The organism is Microcoleus sp. B3-D2, from assembly GCF_036705345.1.
GTDB lineage: Bacteria > Cyanobacteriota > Cyanobacteriia > Cyanobacteriales > Microcoleaceae > Microcoleus.
Window position 1 is genome coordinate 1 of the sequence record NZ_JAUBUG010000051.1, and the last position, 16,757, is coordinate 16,757.

At 46.6% G+C, this 16,757-nt stretch carries 18 protein-coding genes and 1 tRNA gene; 12 read left to right on the forward strand and 7 right to left on the reverse strand.

Annotated elements, in window-relative coordinates; translation table 11 throughout:
* The first annotated feature begins 1,520 nt into the window (after positions 1–1,520).
* The gene (locus QUB14_RS19160) at positions 1,521–3,158 is read left to right on the forward strand and encodes an MBL fold metallo-hydrolase (protein WP_333218036.1); all 1,638 of its coding nucleotides are present in this window, start codon (positions 1,521–1,523) and stop codon (positions 3,156–3,158) included.
* Positions 3,159–3,480: 322 nt separating this feature from the next.
* Here the strand turns inward: QUB14_RS19160 and QUB14_RS19165 are convergent, their stop codons facing one another.
* Positions 3,481–3,792: a DUF6679 family protein gene (locus QUB14_RS19165; RefSeq protein WP_015177146.1), complete on the reverse strand. Its 312-nt coding sequence runs from the start codon at positions 3,790–3,792 to the stop codon at positions 3,481–3,483.
* Between the two features lie 601 nt (positions 3,793–4,393).
* On the opposite strand from QUB14_RS19165, the gene QUB14_RS19170 reads away from it, so the two are divergent.
* From QUB14_RS19170 to QUB14_RS19195, 6 genes are all read left to right on the forward strand, one after another.
* Positions 4,394–4,549, forward strand: a complete 156-nt coding sequence (locus QUB14_RS19170; protein ID WP_190663334.1) for a hypothetical protein — start codon at positions 4,394–4,396, stop codon at positions 4,547–4,549.
* A 12-nt stretch (positions 4,550–4,561) separates the two neighbouring features.
* Positions 4,562–6,637, forward strand: a complete 2,076-nt coding sequence (locus QUB14_RS19175; protein ID WP_333218017.1) for a CapA family protein — start codon at positions 4,562–4,564, stop codon at positions 6,635–6,637.
* A 137-nt stretch (positions 6,638–6,774) separates the two neighbouring features.
* Entirely contained in the window at positions 6,775–7,644 is an 870-nt protein-coding gene (locus QUB14_RS19180) for an aldose epimerase family protein (protein ID WP_445251849.1), read from the forward strand.
* 67 nt (positions 7,645–7,711) lie between these two features.
* Positions 7,712–7,783, forward strand: a tRNA-Lys gene (locus tag QUB14_RS19185).
* A 193-nt stretch (positions 7,784–7,976) separates the two neighbouring features.
* Positions 7,977–9,056 (forward strand): class II fructose-bisphosphate aldolase, encoded by a 1,080-nt coding sequence (fba, locus tag QUB14_RS19190; RefSeq protein ID WP_006633469.1) that lies wholly within the window; start codon positions 7,977–7,979, stop codon positions 9,054–9,056.
* 206 nt (positions 9,057–9,262) lie between these two features.
* The gene (locus QUB14_RS19195; RefSeq protein ID WP_333218014.1) at positions 9,263–9,901 is read left to right on the forward strand and encodes a type I restriction enzyme HsdR N-terminal domain-containing protein; all 639 of its coding nucleotides are present in this window, start codon (positions 9,263–9,265) and stop codon (positions 9,899–9,901) included.
* Position 9,902: 1 nt separating this feature from the next.
* On the opposite strand, the gene QUB14_RS19200 is transcribed toward QUB14_RS19195, so the two are convergent.
* The 3 genes from QUB14_RS19200 to QUB14_RS19210 all read right to left on the reverse strand — a co-directional run bounded on the left by QUB14_RS19200 (position 9,903) and on the right by QUB14_RS19210 (position 11,943).
* Entirely contained in the window at positions 9,903–10,121 is a 219-nt protein-coding gene (locus QUB14_RS19200; RefSeq protein WP_333218012.1) for a DUF5615 family PIN-like protein, read from the reverse strand.
* Positions 10,122–10,124: 3 nt separating this feature from the next.
* Positions 10,125–10,466: a DUF433 domain-containing protein gene (locus QUB14_RS19205; RefSeq protein WP_333218011.1), complete on the reverse strand. Its 342-nt coding sequence runs from the start codon at positions 10,464–10,466 to the stop codon at positions 10,125–10,127.
* A gap of 124 nt (positions 10,467–10,590) precedes the next feature.
* Positions 10,591–11,943 (reverse strand): NB-ARC domain-containing protein, encoded by a 1,353-nt coding sequence (locus QUB14_RS19210; protein WP_333218009.1) that lies wholly within the window; start codon positions 11,941–11,943, stop codon positions 10,591–10,593.
* Positions 11,944–12,187: 244 nt separating this feature from the next.
* Between QUB14_RS19210 and QUB14_RS19215 the strand changes: the two genes are divergently transcribed.
* The 4 genes from QUB14_RS19215 to QUB14_RS19230 all read left to right on the forward strand — a co-directional run bounded on the left by QUB14_RS19215 (position 12,188) and on the right by QUB14_RS19230 (position 14,350).
* Positions 12,188–13,174 carry a hypothetical protein gene (locus QUB14_RS19215; RefSeq protein ID WP_333218007.1) on the forward strand — a complete coding sequence of 329 codons (987 nt, stop codon included), beginning with the start codon at positions 12,188–12,190 and terminating at the stop codon, positions 13,172–13,174.
* Between the two features lie 2 nt (positions 13,175–13,176).
* Complete coding sequence (locus tag QUB14_RS19220) at positions 13,177–13,515, forward strand: hypothetical protein (RefSeq protein WP_333218005.1); 339 nt, start codon at positions 13,177–13,179, stop codon at positions 13,513–13,515.
* A 231-nt stretch (positions 13,516–13,746) separates the two neighbouring features.
* Positions 13,747–14,076 carry a flavoredoxin gene (locus QUB14_RS19225; RefSeq protein WP_333218004.1) on the forward strand — a complete coding sequence of 110 codons (330 nt, stop codon included), beginning with the start codon at positions 13,747–13,749 and terminating at the stop codon, positions 14,074–14,076.
* 13 nt (positions 14,077–14,089) lie between these two features.
* On the forward strand, positions 14,090–14,350 hold the full coding sequence (locus QUB14_RS19230) for a hypothetical protein (RefSeq protein WP_333218003.1): 261 nt from the start codon (positions 14,090–14,092) through the stop codon (positions 14,348–14,350).
* Between the two features lie 59 nt (positions 14,351–14,409).
* Here QUB14_RS19230 and QUB14_RS19235 read toward each other — a convergent pair whose 3' ends face one another.
* The 3 genes from QUB14_RS19235 to QUB14_RS19245 all read right to left on the reverse strand — a co-directional run bounded on the left by QUB14_RS19235 (position 14,410) and on the right by QUB14_RS19245 (position 15,814).
* The gene (locus QUB14_RS19235) at positions 14,410–14,619 is read right to left on the reverse strand and encodes a type II toxin-antitoxin system Phd/YefM family antitoxin (RefSeq protein ID WP_333218002.1); all 210 of its coding nucleotides are present in this window, start codon (positions 14,617–14,619) and stop codon (positions 14,410–14,412) included.
* A gap of 19 nt (positions 14,620–14,638) precedes the next feature.
* Entirely contained in the window at positions 14,639–14,941 is a 303-nt protein-coding gene (locus tag QUB14_RS19240) for a hypothetical protein (RefSeq protein WP_333218000.1), read from the reverse strand.
* 171 nt (positions 14,942–15,112) lie between these two features.
* A complete protein-coding gene (locus QUB14_RS19245) occupies positions 15,113–15,814 on the reverse strand; it encodes an alpha/beta fold hydrolase (RefSeq protein WP_333217998.1) in 702 nt (233 codons plus the stop codon).
* A gap of 152 nt (positions 15,815–15,966) precedes the next feature.
* Here QUB14_RS19245 and QUB14_RS19250 point away from each other — a divergent pair, with 152 nt between their 5' ends.
* On the forward strand, positions 15,967–16,446 hold the full coding sequence (locus tag QUB14_RS19250; protein WP_190662957.1) for an NUDIX domain-containing protein: 480 nt from the start codon (positions 15,967–15,969) through the stop codon (positions 16,444–16,446).
* Positions 16,447–16,757: the final 311 nt, after the last annotated feature.

A 16,757-nucleotide genomic window follows, 5' to 3' on the forward strand; every position in this document is an offset into this window, starting at 1 on the left:
CTTGGGGAATTGCGCGAACGACTTAATGAGGTTCTGCAACAAATCACACCTGAAGAAATCAGTTCACTATCTTCTTACACTTTCATTCTGGAAGCTTTATTCTATGCAGCTTCATATTAAATTGGTATCAGCAGGTTAAATAAGTCAGTTCCGGCTTCATTGGTTAATAAACTAAACTGTATAAACTACTCGTATCTCTAGGTTAAAATTGGCAGAACGACGAGGCTCAGTCAGTTATCTAGAATCTGTGCAAAGCGCAGCAGTCATTTGCTGACGGCAGTCAAAAAACTGGAATCTAGCACAACTCCAACGATACTATTCGAGAACTACGATGTGAGGTTTGACTTAAAACCAAGCTATTACACTCTATTTAAGCCGCCACAAATTAGCTGACAAACAACTCAAAAACCCCACCGCAAAGAATACCCAAATGATAAAAAACCGAAGATTATAGACTGGTTGGAGACTCAGAAACCTGAGATTATTTCTGGCAAGTTAGTGGGATTTGTACAGGATAAATATCCTCCATTGTCGGGGGATTGAGCTGGCTATGTTTGGGGTCAAACAAAAAAACACATCGTTTTGTCCCCTAGTCAAAGAGCGGAGTAAACAAACCTATTATGGGGCAGTCAGCCGATTTTAGATTTGAGTTTTGAGACTTCGGCGAGACGTTGGGCGAGCCGTCGAGTCCCGCTCAGTCGAGCCGCGCTCAGTCGAACGATTTGAGATTTACTTCACAGATGAATCTGGAGCTTGAACAGGAGTCTAAAACTTTGGGCTGCTGGCGATTCCTGTCGGAAACTTATATCCGTTTTTGGGCAGGGTCAAAAAGCCATTTAAACTCTCTCCTGTATAGCCACAAGGTTTGCTTAGAAGAATGTATCAAACTTTTACAAAGAAACCGAGCAAACTCATAAAGCATCTGTCTGCCCGGACAAAAGCAGTTAGCTAGCCCCATGCTGGTTCTCCGTTTTTCAGATTGGACAATACAGGGCCTTCAACATCCTAAAAATGAAGAATTGTAAAGTTTTATCAAGATATTTGGACATCTGAATTAAAATCTTCTCATAAAAAAGACTAGCTTTTAGCAGGCGCAAATTGTGGAAAAAAGTTTAAAACTCAGAATATGAGATCGAGTTCGCTACTCTTACATGATGCAATAAAATGTAACTTTTGATGCCAGAACCAGTAGCATGAACTTTGTGGAAGGCCGAATGCCCGTCAGGCAAATGCCTTCGGAAAATCGCCTTCTTGGCGCTGCATCAAATCTTAAGTGCAATTACTTCCCTTTGACGGGAAGCGGAGCCTTCGAGCAAACATTTAGCCCCAGGGCTTACGCACCAGAACTTTGATAAACCGGGTTTTTTAACCGGGAGCGAGGGCGGCAACAAAGTGTTTTCGTTCATCAAACCCGGTTTCAGCGTCCGAGACTGAACTTGATCGAATGAATGCAGTCGCAACCAATCTTTAAATGTCGCGATACTGCAAGTTGCGTGCAAAGCAGGGAGCTAACCGCAGTGATGGATCTCGATTGTTTACCTTACGGCGCAGGCCACGCCCAAGAAGGTGTCTGTCTCCTAGTGCGAATGGGGCCGCACCGCATTTTACTCGACTGCGGTGTAGAGGATATTGCACCGCTATCAGCGACACTAAATCGATCGCTGCCAGCGGATTTTGTGGTGTGTACCCACGCCCACTCTGACCATGCCAGAGGTTTGCTAGCACTCCATCAATCTTTCCCCCACTTGCCAATTTACGCCAGCGAAGTGACAGCGCGACTGCTACCGCTCAACTGGCCAGAACTGGCTCAGCAGCCCGAGTCCAGGTTCTGTCAGGGGCTGCCCTGGCAGTCGCCGCTCGAAGTGCGCCCAGGACTGAGCGTGCAGTTGTTCCCATCGGGTCATTTGCCCGGAGCGGCGACTGTGCTGCTGACTTATGCCGCACCGCACCGCACCTACACCGTGGTTTACACCGGCGACTTTTTCCTGTCCAATTCTCGTTTGGTGGAAGGTTTGCCCCTGGGAGAACTCAGGGGCATGAAGCCGGATGTGTTAATTTTGGAAGGCAGTTATGGCACGGCGCGCCACCCTCACCGCCGACAACTAGAAAATCAGTTAGCCGATCGCATCCACCGCGCGATCGCCGACGGGTACTCGGTACTGCTGCCCGCGCCGGCCCTTGGTTTGGGCCAAGAAATGCTGATGCTACTTCGCAGTCACCACTACTTTACGGGCCGTGACTTAGATATATGGGTGGACGGCACTGTCGCCGACGGGTGCGACGCTTATCTGGAACTATTACCCCAATTTCCCACCGCCGTCCAAAATTTTGCTCTGCACCAACCTTTGTTTTGGGACGAAAGGGTGAAACCCCGCGTCCGCCGGCTGTCTCCCGAACAACGCCCAGGATTGGGAGCCACGCCCTGTATTGTAATTACAGACAAGTTAGCTGATTTGCCTTTGTATGTTGCCGATGGCAAAAATCCTTGGATTTTGCTCGCGCCTCAAAAACCAGGATATCCCGTCAGCGACTGGCTGGGCAACAGGCCCGAATCAGGAGTCAGAAGTGTCGAAACTTATCTGCTAGCCGAACACTGCGACGGGCCGGGGACGACCCAACTCATTCACAATTTGCGTCCCCAGCACGTAATTTTACTCCACGGTTCCCCTGCATATTTGGCTGACTTGGCTAACTTGGACGAGCTGCGAAACCGCTACCAGTTGCACACTCCGGCGGCCGGAACCCTGGTCGAATTGCCGATCGGGGAAATGTTTTTGCAGCCCGCTATCCCAGAAACTAACTATGAGGGAGAACTCAGCGAATTGGGGACAGAGGTAGCAATTAGCTTGCCGAGTCCGATTACAGCCGATCCTCGGTGGGCCAATTTTGCCGATACCGGCTTGGTAGAAGCGCGCTGGCAAGGCGAAGAGCTGGTACTGCGCGGCATCTCCCAGCGGGAACTCCTTTTTCAAGGCAGCGCCGTTCAGGCCAACCTCGAATGCTGCGGCAATTGCCAGCACTACCGCAGCCAGCGCTGTTGGAACCAGTCCAGTGCTTTGTTTGGTTTTAAAGTTACCCCCGACGGTTTCTGTCCCGTCTTTAAAGCGATACCGGAGTCCGAACTTTTCCTAGAAGATGGCGAAACAGACGGCGAATAAGCTGTCTGGCACCTCGAAACCAGCCCGCAGGCAAAGAAAACAAAAGAACAGTCCTGGACGCACCCAGACAAAAAACCCGGTTTAAGCAGGGGTAAGCTGTCGCGTATTGAATTTTTCAACTACTGTGTACTTACGCTCTTGTGACGTGGGCAGGAGATTCCGCAATCAAGCTTAAATTTAAAGGCAAAATAGCTTATGCGGTCACAACCCAGAATATGTTTGGCCTAAACCGGGTTTTTTCCATAATTTCTCCACAAAAAAGGGAGAAAAGTCGTTTTCTTTTCCCCCAAGTTTTCCTTGTGCCTCAAGCGCGAGCTCAAAACTATTCCAAATTCGAGTCCGGGTAGTGATTGCGAATTTGTTCGGCTTCGGGACAATCGTCAGAAACTAGGGGTTCGCAGTTAGTTCGGGATACCGAAGCCAACTTCTGGGACACAGAGCCAATACTTTCGAGACGCACCATTTCTTCCCAGGAGCTGATTTCGTCTTCTTCGTCGGTTTCGTAGCGCAGCGTGACTAGATCCCCTTCAATATCTAGGATACGAGCGCGCTCTATCCAACGTTGCTGATCTCGAAGAAAAATAGAAACCTCACGACCATCACAACAGAGTTGATAGATTTTGCGCTGTAGCATTTGTCAGTTCTCCTGCGCAGTGTAACTTGCTTAAAATATGGTCTGTTTACCGTAACGTACTTTGGGTTTTACATCGGAAGGCACAGCCGTGTGGACTGGCCAGTTTCACGTTTTCCGCAACTTTGGTACCGATGGGAGTTACCAAATTTGATTTTACCACCAAATCTATCTAGTACGCCATTTATCCAATTACAGGTTGTGCAGCCAGTGGCATCCCTCGTGAGAGGCATTTGCCAGCATAGATCGCAGCATTAGGACTTGACGACGGCACGCGATTAACAGCGACAATAACAACAGACTCTGCCTCAAAAATCTCGCTCTCTTTTGCCTCAAGTCCCCCAGAAACCTATTGTTTCGACGTTTGTGCGATCGCCCGCTAACGCCTCTTGGCTCAATCTTAAATCTCAAATTTCAAAGCTGAAGCTTTAAAGCGACTCTCAAACAGCGACAATAAAAACAGACTCTGCCTCATAAACCTCCCTCTTTTCTACCTCAACTCCCCCAGAAACCTTTTGTTTCGACTTTTGTTCTGGCCCCGAGTACCCTCTGTGAACTCAATCTAAAATCTAAAATCTAAAATCTAAAATCGATTGACCGAAGTGTGATAAAAATCACTGACAGCAGGCAGCCCCTAAATGTAGAAAATGGTGGCGGCCAACAACAAGCTTCAAAACGGGCAGCGGAACCTGTGGCGGTTAAGCTAAAAGAATTGCGGTTCCGTTCAAAACAAATTGGAGTCATCGCTCGTGCGTATTAAGGAGGCTAATTGATGGTGTACGCAGAAAATTGGTCGCAGCCGTCTATTTTGGAGCTAGCGCGATCGGGCAACTTTCAAGCCCTAAATTATTGGATTGACAGCTTGCTGCGACCCGAAGGGATTTATGCCCGCGTCGAACAGGCTCAGGCAGGCTGCGTCCAAATCCTCGTAGAATTCCAGCGCGAATTTGCGCCAGATACTACATTACTCGGGAGCACTCTCCGGGAAGGCTTAGTCAAATTTATTTGCCACCAACTCTGGAGACTCAACTCGCCAGCAGTAGAAGGAGTGCGAATTCACGCGCGCTTGGCTGGGGATGCAGACATTCTCTGGAAACAGTCAGTGCGAATTGTCACTCCCGCCAACCGCCAGCGGCGGCGTTACCGTTCCCTACCGGCCGTCGATTGGGTTAAATTTAAAACGTATCGTTCTCTGCTGCTAGTGGGATCGGCACTTGCCTCATTTATTTTAGGGTGTTGGGTCAGCTACCACGAAGCTCTGACCCTGCGGTTAGTATCCCCAGTATCCGGCTACCAGCAAACTGGGGTAATGTCGGGGCCGCCTCCAAAACGTGCGGATACGGTGCAAGCGGCCTTAGAAGTGGTACCAGTAGTACAGCAAAAGCAAGTTGCTAATCCTTACGACCCAACAGTAACGCTGATGTTCGGAGGAAATGTGAATCTATCGGATGCGCTCGGAGCATCTGCTGCCAACGATCACCAATGGGCTTTCGCCAATATGGACGAGTACCGGCAAGCAGATGTGGCGATGGTTAACCTAGAAAACTCCCTGACTCGCTCTACATTGGGGTCTGGCAAAAAACAATTAAATTTTAAAGCCGCTCCAGAATCGGTCAAAGTATTAACAGCCGGAGGAGTGGATATTGTCAATCTGGCAAATAGCCGCGCTATGGATTACGAGGAACCGGGGCTGGTGGAGACGATGAATACTCTAGATAATAGTGGGATTCAACACCTGGGAGCCGGCAGAGATATTAAAGAAGCGAGGCGTCCAGATATTATTGAAGTTAAGGGTCAGCGGATTGCCTACCTCGGTTATTACGATGCCGAGCTTCACGTCGCCGACCAAGGGAAAGCGGGCACTAACCCCCGCCGCAACAATCGCGTGGCCGAGGATATTCGAGCTCTTAGGGGTCAGGTAGACTGGATTATTGTTAATTACCACTGGGGAGTCGAATTGGCCGATTATCCGGGGGACTGGCAGATTGATTTGGCTCGGTTCACGATCGACCAAGGAGCTGATTTGGTAGTGGGACACCACCCCCAGGTATTGCAAGGTGCAGAACTTTACAAGGGCCGCCCGATAGTTTACTCGCTGGGTAATTTTATATTCGGCGGGAATGCTCGCAGGGATTACGATACCGCAGTCCTGAAAGTATCGCTCAAAGACCGGAATATGAAGGTAGAGTTTCTGCCTGTGGAGGTGAAAAAGTTTCAGCCGAAGGTGGTTAAGGGAGCTGCTGCCGATCGCATCCTCAAACGCGTCGAGCAAATTTCTAGTATTTTCGATCGACCGATGGGATCTTCTGTAGTTCTCGATGCCCTAGTCCAGCCAGGAGCCACACTAAAAACTCCAAATTCTCCATTGCCAGGATCGGCAAAGAGCGGTACATACCAGCCAGGGCGAAGTTCCGGGGGAACCTCGGGTGAAAGCAATCTCCAAAGCCCCGGACAACCCAAACCTACTTTGATTTTGCCGACTTTGCCGGCTGCGCCCCAACAGCCCGACAACTCCTCATTTTTCCCGAACGGGACAGGGCCTGCAATTGAGTCAAACCCGCCTCCGAATCAAAATTTGCCGCCGCGCATCTACCCCACTCAACCTCAAAATCCCAGCCGGGAACCAGAGCCATTTACAAAAGAGCCATTCATCAAAGAACCGTTTATTTCGCCCGCATCTCCCAGTCAAGAAGCAGTGCCGAGTCCCCAAAGCTATCTTCCCCCCAGGGCTGTATCTTTTGAAGTCGCACTCAAACAGCAGCCCACCTCAGCGATCGTTCCAGGTACCAGCAGCAAACGCTCCAAGCACCGGATCGCCCTGCCTCCTATAGCTGGGAGCATTGGTTAGCCGATGGGGGTCGGAACAACGAGGAGCCCGGGGGAGGATAGGGGCGGTAATGGGTGAACATCAAGATACTAGCGACCAATTATTAACGACCGATTTACTGACAACCAATGATCAATGACCTACTACCGATGACAAATGTGTTTGCGATCGCGCTCAAGCAAAAGCAGTACAAAACCTATATCCTCTCCGACGAAACCGCTAACTCTACTCTAGAAGTTGTGCCGGAACGGGGCGGTATTGCCACTAGCTGGCTGGTTGAAGGCAAAGAAATCTTGTACTTGGACGCGGAACGGTTCGCCAATCCCGATCTGACTGTACGTGGCGGGATTCCCATCCTGTTTCCCATCTGCAGCAATCTCCCCGACAGTACTTACACGCACAAGGGAGTGCAGCGTCAGCTCAAACAGCACGGCTTTGCTCGAGACTTGCCTTGGACAATAGGCGAACAAGTTACGGAGGGTTGCGCCGCTCTTACGCTAATTCTCGATAGCTGCGACAAGACGCTGGCTGTTTATCCCTTTGATTTCCAACTAGCCTTCACTTATCAGATTAAAGGCAATTCTTTGGAAATTTTTCAGCGATACACCAATCTGTCTGCTGAACCCATGCCGTTTTCTAGTGGTTTGCACCCCTACTTTTTGGCGACGGACAAATCAAAGCTGCGCTTTGAGATTCCGGGGATGCAGTACAGAGATCAGAACACCAATCAAAAGGGTTACTTCACTGGGGTTTTTGACCCGACGTTGGATGAAATTGATGTTTCCTTTGACGAACTCACTGGTCTTGCTGCTACTGTCACTGACGCGGCCCAAGGCTTGCGGCTCACCCTCAGTTACAACTCCAGCTATGGGAAGTTGGTTTTCTGGATGTTGAAGGGCAAGGATTTTTACTGTTTGGAACCTTGGACTGCTCCTCGAAATGCCCTCAACACTGGCGAACACATGATTTATTTGCAGCCGGGAGCGACTTGCCAGATGCTGGTTCGCATGACTGCAAATTTTATTTAAAAAAGACTTGCTATTTCAAATGAGGGGTGCTACTATTAGAAATTGTGTGCGGTAACAATGTTTTCGCGGGTCGCTAGCTCAGCGGTAGAGCATTCGGCTTTTAACCGATTGGTCTCGGGTTCAAATCCCGGGCGACCCATAAAAAATTTGTAAGTTGAGAATTTTGAGTTTTGAGTTGAATGCTCGGAACTCAAAATTTTGTTTTTTGAACTTTTAAGTAAATATGGAAAGATAGTGCGCGATCGGTGGCAAATTGTCTTAATATTATCGTAAGAATTGAGCTTGTCCAAAATTCACTGCCCAAAAATCACAAATAATTAGGAGGAATATCTATGGCGCTTGTACCTATGCGATTGCTGCTCGACCACGCGGCTGAAAATGGTTACGGCCTACCGGCTTACAACGTCAACAACATGGAGCAAATCCAAGCGATCATGCGCGCTGCTGACGAAACCAACAGCCCCGTGATTTTGCAAGCTTCTCGCGGCGCTCGCTCCTACGCTGGCGAAAATTTCCTGCGCCACTTGATTTTGGCAGCAGTTGAAACCTATCCTCACATTCCCATTTCCATGCACCAAGACCACGGCAATGCCCCCGGCACTTGCTATTCTGCCATGCGCCAAGGTTTCACCAGCGTGATGATGGACGGTTCTCTGGAAGCAGATGCTAAGACTCCCGCCAGCTACGAGTACAACGTTCAAGTTACTCGCGATGTGGTGAATGTTGCTCATTCGATCGGCGTTAGCGTTGAAGGCGAACTGGGTTGTTTGGGTTCTCTGGAAACAGGGATGGGCGAAGCAGAAGACGGCCACGGCTTTGAAGGTGCGCTTTCTCACGATCAGTTGCTGACAGATCCTGAACAAGCTGTGGATTTCGTCGAGCAAACCGGCGTTGATGCTCTAGCAGTTGCGATCGGCACTTCTCACGGCGCTTACAAGTTCACTCGCAAGCCGACTGGCGAAATTTTGGCAATCAGCCGCATTGAAGAAATTCACCGCCGCTTGCCGAATACTCACTTAGTGATGCACGGTTCTTCTTCTGTGCCCCAAGAATTGCTGGAAATTATCAACAGCAACGGCGGTAAAATCCGCGAAACCTACGGCGTACCTGTGGAAGAAATCCAAAAGGGCATCAAGTGCGGCGTTCGCAAGATCAACATTGATACTGACAACCGTTTGGCGATTACCGCTGCGGTGCGCGAAGCTTTGTTTGCCAAGCCGGATGAGTTTGACCCCCGCCACTTCTTGAAGCCGTCGATCAAGTATATGCAGAAGGTTTGTAGCGATCGCTACAACTCTTTTGGTTGCGCCGGTCACGGTACAAAGATTAAGCAAGTGTCTTTGGACGATTTTGCAGCTAAGTATGCTAAGGGCGAATTGAGCTCTTCTGCTAAGAAGACTGTGGCTGTTTAAGAATTTTAGGTTTTAGATTTTAGATTTGTCTGAAGTCTAAAGTTAGGATTGCCGGGTAACTGTGGAGTTGCCCGGTTTTTGTTTCTGGACACAAACCAATAGAAGTGATATTGAAAACTGCGAGCGCTATAGCAGTTTCTCTATTTTTGATTACAATGAAGCTAATTTTCCTGGGAAATTCAACCGTTTGAATCAAAGGTGAACGAATGGCAAAGGTTATTGCAGTTACAGAAGCTATTAAAAGCCTTGCTGAGGCTGAATCAAGGTTGAATTTGAGCCGAACTGAGGATGAGGCTTTTTTTACAGAGTGGCAAGCCCAATTGCCAAGTCCCAGCGATTCTGAACAGACTGCTTTGGATACGCTACGACGTAGATTGCTGTATCATAGAGCCGATGGAGAGTGGTTAGAAGGGGCAGTGACATTGCTGGTGGCATCACCTTTGTTAGAATTGGCGGGATTCTACGATCCACCGTTTAGGATGAAGGCTGAAGCTGCGATCGAAATTACGATCGATGATGGGGAAGAAACCCTGCGGGGACGAATTGATATCTTGATTTTGCAGAATCAGCTTTGGGTAATGGTTTTGGAGTGTAAGAAGACTACGATATCGACGCGATCGGCATTACCCCAAGCATTAGCATACATGATGGCAAATCCTGATTTGGATAAACCGAGATTTGGTATGTTGACGAATGGCGATGATGTGTTGTTTGTGAAACTCAGGGCTCAACCTACACCCGAATACGGGTTATCGCGGGCATTTTCGATTTATACTGTGCGAAGTGAATTGCGATCGGCTTTTCAAGTCTTGAAGCATTTAGGGCAAGGTATTACTGGCGTCTAAGTTACGGTGAAGGACGCACAACAGGAATCAGTTTACCTTGCAAAGATTCTTCTGCTGTAATAGCCGCGTTGATTCGGTTAGCAAAAGCTAAAACATCCGGGTCAGGAATTTTCTGATTCGCTCTACCTGCTTCTTGAACAGTCAAAACATCGTGTCCTAAAGCTCTCAGTAATTCTACAACAGGATAAGGGTATTGCTCATCGGCATAAAGACGTGCCATCGGCTACAAATTCTCGTCCATCACTTCATCGTTTTCCCGAATTTCTGTTTCAATTTCATCGGAGAAAGCTTCAGCATAGGCCCAAGCGTTAGCAATATCAGTAGCAGAGAGTAATCGATAGCTTGTGAGTAAGTCTGCTTCGCTATAGCCCATACGACGAGCTTCTACAAGTCCCCAAACGGTGATGCGAGTTCCAGCAATGCAAGCACTCCCGCCACAGACATCAGGCGTTTTTTCAATACCACGCCAAGGAGTGATTTTGCCTTGAGTGAGGAGTTGAACGACTTGAGCTTTTTCGTCGTCAGAGAGTGCCAGGAGTTGAGGCTCTAATTCTTTCAGCGTCATGACAAACAATAGAATTGCGACTACCGATCATTCTATCGAACCGATCGCCCTATTTACCCGATCGCCCATTGCCACTCCTAGTAATTTGGGTGAAGCGCGACAATGTAAGCAATGGTTGTATAAATTACACTGTATGGGCGATCGCATATTGCCTCAGTACAGGTGAAATCGTGTAAGAATTTGCTTGTTGTTCTATCAAGCAACGTCGCGATAGAGATTGCAGCGCATTTAGCAACTCTGAAGCCGGAATTCTGTCATTTTCTAGCAATTTTGCCCGGTTGATTGGCTGGCTTTCTTTCGCTAACAAGGAGATTACTTGTTTTTCTAGTTCGGATAGGCGATCGAACTGCTGCTGTAAAACATCTTTCAAATCTTCTGGCAACAATATGGTATCATTTGGTAATAACTCGGTCACACCTCCTCCCAAGTCTTGAATCAGAGTCGCCACGCTTTTTAACCATAGGGGGTTGCCTTGGTAGCGATGAATGAGAGTTTCACTGTTGTCGATTTCTTCTAACCCATAATCTCTGAGTATTTCCCGTCCGGCTGCGATGTCTAAACCTTTGAGTTGTAAGGTACGAATAGAAGTATTTTGGCTTTTAACTTGAGTCACTTCTCTCGGTTGTTCCCAACCGATTAAGAGAAAGCAGCTTTGATGGGATAATTTTTCTATTTGTTTGAATAAAGAGCGATATTCTTCGGATTCTGGTTTATATTTTCCTGCCAATTGGCTGCTACATAAAAGGTTGTGAACGTCATCTAAGACGATTAAACAGCGATGGTTTTGTAAATACTTAATCAGCGGTAAGCGTTTTGGGTTTGTTGGGGATGAATCTTCTTTTTCGGAATGGCAAAAAAGCTGTATTAGGTTAGATTGAAATTTTTCTATGGTGGGGAATTCGTCTAGTGTGTACCAAACTGCGTACTCAAACTCGTCTTTAATTTGTTGTACGAGTTGCACTGCTAAGGTGGTTTTGCCGATACCGCTGATGCCGGTGAGGGTGATGAGGCGACAGCGTTGTTGTAAAATCCATGTGGTGAGGGTGTGGAGTTCGAGGGGGCGATCGTAGAAAGCACCTAATTCTGGCATCTCGCTTAAATCTTGATGGGATGTTTTTTGATTTGGTGGGTGTGAATTTGGTGTGTTTGGCGGGTGTCTAGCTTCTCCACAGATGTTGAAACTACCTGTCACGTTTTGTGCAAAGTTTAAAACATTGGAGTTTTGCAACCTCTCCATTGCCGAGCAAAAATTCTTTTTACTGACATCTTCCCCTAATTCTTCTGACAGAATCCGCCATAATTCCGAACCCGCATTCCTAGCACTACTTTCAGAACAGTCAAAATCTTTGGCTATGTGCTTGTATGTCTCGCGTTCTAGAGTTCCCCGCAGTACCGCCTCTTGTAAATCATCAAGGTGTTGACCCGTTTTCTCGAAGACTATGCGATCGGCGAGTTTTAACGCTTCCTTTAGGTTCATCGGTTTAGGTAGACACCAGAATTTTGTGTATTATAGCTCACCTTTCCGGCTTTTTAGTACATTTTTGGACAAAAATAGATTCAGGAGAATAAAAGTGTCGGCAAAATTGAACTTTTTTTGATTAAAATAATTCGGATTTCTAAGAACTATAGGAGAAGTAGTAAATAGTTAATTTAGGGATTAAACGCTTGCAGTTTTCTATCTTAGATACAGGAAACCCCGCGTAATAAAGGTTGAAAAAAACATGAATTATAAAGATTTTGTTGTCGGTTTTTGGTTTACTCTTTTCAGTATTTACTTATTTTTTGCAGTTCACCTCCTGGGAATACTTTTTTCTAAACCTTTAAATCAGGAAGCTGCTGTAACTGTGACAGTTTTCATATTGAGTCCAATTGGAGCGTTGTTATTTGAGCCTATCAGAAAAAAATTGGCGGTTTCGATTGATGACTTATTCACCAGCGCATTCATCGACAAATCAATTTATAGGATTTTAATTTTTGGTCGTCATGGAAGTGGTAAAACTACTTTTCTAGAAACCGCTTTTACATTTATAGATCCAGCAGATCCACAGAGAAGATCAACTCCATACTTTGAATATTGTCGTTTCCGAGCTCAGCTATATAGAAAAGAGTTACAGTTGGGTCAATATACTGACGTGGAAGTAGCGGATTACAAAGGGCAACAACCGAGCCAGGTAATAATTCACAATCCGGCAGACATAATTAACAATTCGGTAGACTTTTTTGGCCCTCAAGGCAATCGCGTACTTAATGCCATTATATTCATTGTAGATCTTGTCCCTAGAATAAGTGACGAACATGGCAACCCCCTTAATGATGAATCTCTACTTGAATGGCTTAAGAACGCAAATATGTTAGATAAAATCAAAGAAAGGGTTTACGAACACGATCAATACATCAATCAAGCATCCTTACAATTACTCTTTAGCAGCTTACACAGCCCGAACTTGAAAAGTGTTATCTTTGTGATTAACAAAAAAGACTTAATTGAGAAACTGATTAATGACGGATATTTAACAACCAATTTTAGTGATTTCAGAGAGTATGCTAAACATCTTTTCTCTCGGATGATTCAAAACATTAATGAGGCTTGCACTCAATTAGGGATAGAAGATTTCTCCAACAATGATTCTTGGGTTTTTACAGTCAGTGCAAGAAGTAGTGATGAGTTGCGCCCGTTAATCGTCCGTCTATTAAAACCAAGGAGTTAAATATGTCTGAAGAGAAACCGAAATCTCTCGATTTTGAAGATGGCATAGACTATCGAATTATCAAGTCTTATGGACGTGCAACTACAACCCCTATACGCAAATCCTTAATTTATGCCTTAGCTTTTGTTATAGTCATATTTTTAATGACAAGATGTGACGGAGGACAAGTTAGTGATTTAGAAACAAAGGTAATTAACTTAGAAACAAAGGTAACTAACTTAGAAACAAAGGTAACTAACTTAGAAACAAAGGTAACTAACTTAGAAACAAAGGAAAACAAAGGAGAATATCCGAAAAGCAAAGGAGAATCTCAGAAAAATAACGCAGAATCTCAGCCTTAGTGATGATTCTACAAAGAGCGATCGTAGCATAACAAAGAAAGGGCGATCGCCCTTTCTTGTTTCTGATGAGCGATCGCCTAAAATGAAAGAGCGATCGCCCCTCACACGAAATACCACACAATCCGATGATTGTACGGATAGCGATGCTTGAGTTAAAAAAAGATAGATCGCCCTATGGACAAAGATTTCTGCTAAAGTATAGCGCGTACTTAAATCAAACAGCCTACACTTGTGGAAAGAATTCCAAACGAGGCCTTAGTAGTTCGTGGCGGTCGTAATCGCCCAGAAGATATTAAACGGAGCACGGCAACTCACCCCAGCGGCATCACGGGAATTTCTGTAGAATGTGCAGTAGGATTGTCTGTAGCAGAGTTAGCAGTGACAATCCCTCATGGACAAGTTGGTGTGACGACAGTGGGTGAGGTTCCATCGTCCGATGGAGATGTCATCCGTACTTCTGGCCGAAGCCCAAATCATGCAACATTAACTGGCTTAACACCAGAACAAGCAAGTCTGCTGCTGACACCAACGATTCCTAATCCATCACAACAATCATCCTGAGTAAACTAAAAATATGAAATATCCCAGAATCTTTGCAGATTTTCATAATGCGGATGAGCAGGGTCGCCTTCGCCTAAATTGCGTTGGTACGATTGAAGATTTGAGTCGCCAAAATATTAAGTTGGAAGATGGTCAATTGCTAGCATTGTATGACGAAGAGTTAGAAGTCGATGGCGTAGTGCAATATTCAGAAGAGGAAAGTCTTTGGGTTGCAGTAATTGATTGGAAGCAAATTAGGCAAGTAGAGGATATGCTTGTTCAAGCAACAGTCTAGTGCGATCGCTGGCTAAATGCGGGTATCAAGTAAAAGTTTCATTCCAAAACTTCGCACAGTTAGACGACAGGAGCAATTAAATCTCCTAATATTTCACCGCTTCCTTTCATTGTGCCAAACACGGGGCGTGGGGTTTGGGTAGTGGCAGGATAGATAATCACTAATGGTTTCCCTTCATGGATGATGGTGAGGGGGGTTTTGGTACGTTCGACCTCTATAAATAGAGTCTGAAGGGTTTGGGGTAATTCAGTAGTGGTAATTTGTGTCATTTGTTGACCTTTCACAATCTTATTCTATTTCTACTATGATAATGCGAGGATTAGACGGAAAGCGATGCTTGAGTGAAAAAAGAGCGATCGCCCCTCGCACCAAATACCAAACACTGCGATGATTGTACAGAGTGCGATCGCACATAATCATCATCCCTAATTTGCGATCGACCTCCAGCACCAATTCTCCACAAAGCATCCGGCTGAAATTCATTATCAGCGTCCAAGCGCAAAGTAGCATTGTCGCCCAATTCCACCCCAGCCAACCTCTAATTTGATTGTGTGGTTCGCCGTGACTTCGGAATCTTACCGATAATGCCACATAAAATATTTTTCAATCTATTCAGTTAGCCATAAAAATTCAAGCAAACATAGCATCGCGGGGGCGAGTTTTGCCGCACTAAACTCGCTCCTAATATAAATATTTAACTAAATCCTTCCCTTAAACCTTCTGCTTCTTCCTTCGCGTCCTTCGCGTCTTCGCGGTTCGTTTCTAACGCAAATATTCAATCCAAGTCGGCACAACCTCCGGCGAACCGTACCACTTCCCCGGAGAACGAGGCGAATGCCAAACCCCCTCCAACACCAGATTTTCGGCCCCGTCCAAAACAGCAGCTTCCACCGGCGTAATTCCATCTCCCCAAGTTTCGCCCTTCCCCACAGTCAACTCGTAACTTTTATAAGCCAGCCAAGTTCCAAAACCGCGCTTGCCAAAAACAGCCTTCCCAGCAGCGCACACGTAGCGCACCTGCGGGTGAAAAGCCCCCGGATAGTGAATTTTGACAAAATCTAGATTTTTGCGCGTCCAGCGCTCTTGAGAGACGTGCGGCGTGCCTAAAGTGATTAAAGTATTCACATAAGGGTGAGCTTCCCACAAACCCGCGTCCTCAAGCACGTCGCCGTGAATCGTGTAAGGCTTTTCGCCCAAATAGATGCGAGAAATCCAGCCGCCGGCGGAATGACCGACGAGATTGATCTGGGGAACGCCGTATTGCTGTAACATTTGTTTGACTGTGCGATCGAGCTGTCGCAAAATTGGCACCATCGACCGCCCGCCAAAAGTTGGCAACCAATCTCCCTTGCCCAGAGGCACTGTTACTGTTGGGAAACCTCGATCGACCAGAGACTTTTCTAATTGGCGATAGTCGGAAGCAGCAGCAAAATATCCGGGTAAAATCACGGTTGGTAATGGCATTGTCAATTTTAGATTTTAGATTTTAGATTTTAGATTTTGCGGTCGGAGTGCTACGATCTGTTTTTCAAGTTCAAAGACGCTTGCCGAAGCATCCTTTGGATTGCTAACATCTGCCGCTCGTTAAACCTTTTGCTTAGGGAATATCTACTTCTATGGCTCGCGAGCCGATTCAAACATGGTATTTTACCCTAGTTGTCGTTCACTTAGAAGACCGTTTTCTACTGGTACAAGAGCGCAAGTACGAGCAGCAGTGGTATCTCCCAGCAGGGCGAGTGGAAAAAGGGGAGACTTTGCTCGAAGCTGCTATGCGTAATACCCTTGAGGAAGCGGGCATTTCCATCATCATTGAGGGAATTCTCCGGGTAGAGCACACAGTGATGCCTAAGGGTAATGTGCGCCTCCGAGTCATTTTTGTGGCTCGTCCACAAGATAAGACGCCACCCAAGAGTAAGCCGGATGAGCATACTTTGTGCGCGGGCTGGTATTCTCTCAAGGAATTAGACCAGTTGTCGTTGCGGGGAGAGGAAGTTCGAGAAATGTTTCAATATATGGCAAGCGGCGCTCCAATTTATCCCATCGACTTGCTCACCATCGAGGGAGCTCCTTTTAAAAATTACCGCTATCGCTGGTGAATCCATCGATTTTGGATTTGGGATTTGGGATTTTCGATTGAATAATTACTTCCACGGATGAATCCGGTTGTGTAACCGAATTGGAAACAGGGGTCGATCGAACGGATCGATCGTGTTTAATGAATTAGTGGCCCTCCAGATCCCGGAAAAAGACGGTATAGCAGCGGTGCAGTCTGTTTTTTGCTCGCCCCAGTCCTGCCCGCCTGACGCCCGCTGACGATTCTCAACAATACCTGAGAAACCGTGTATAGGATTCGGCCAAAGGCATTCGGCAAGAAAAACAATGGTTTGAGCAATTAACAACGTCCTCA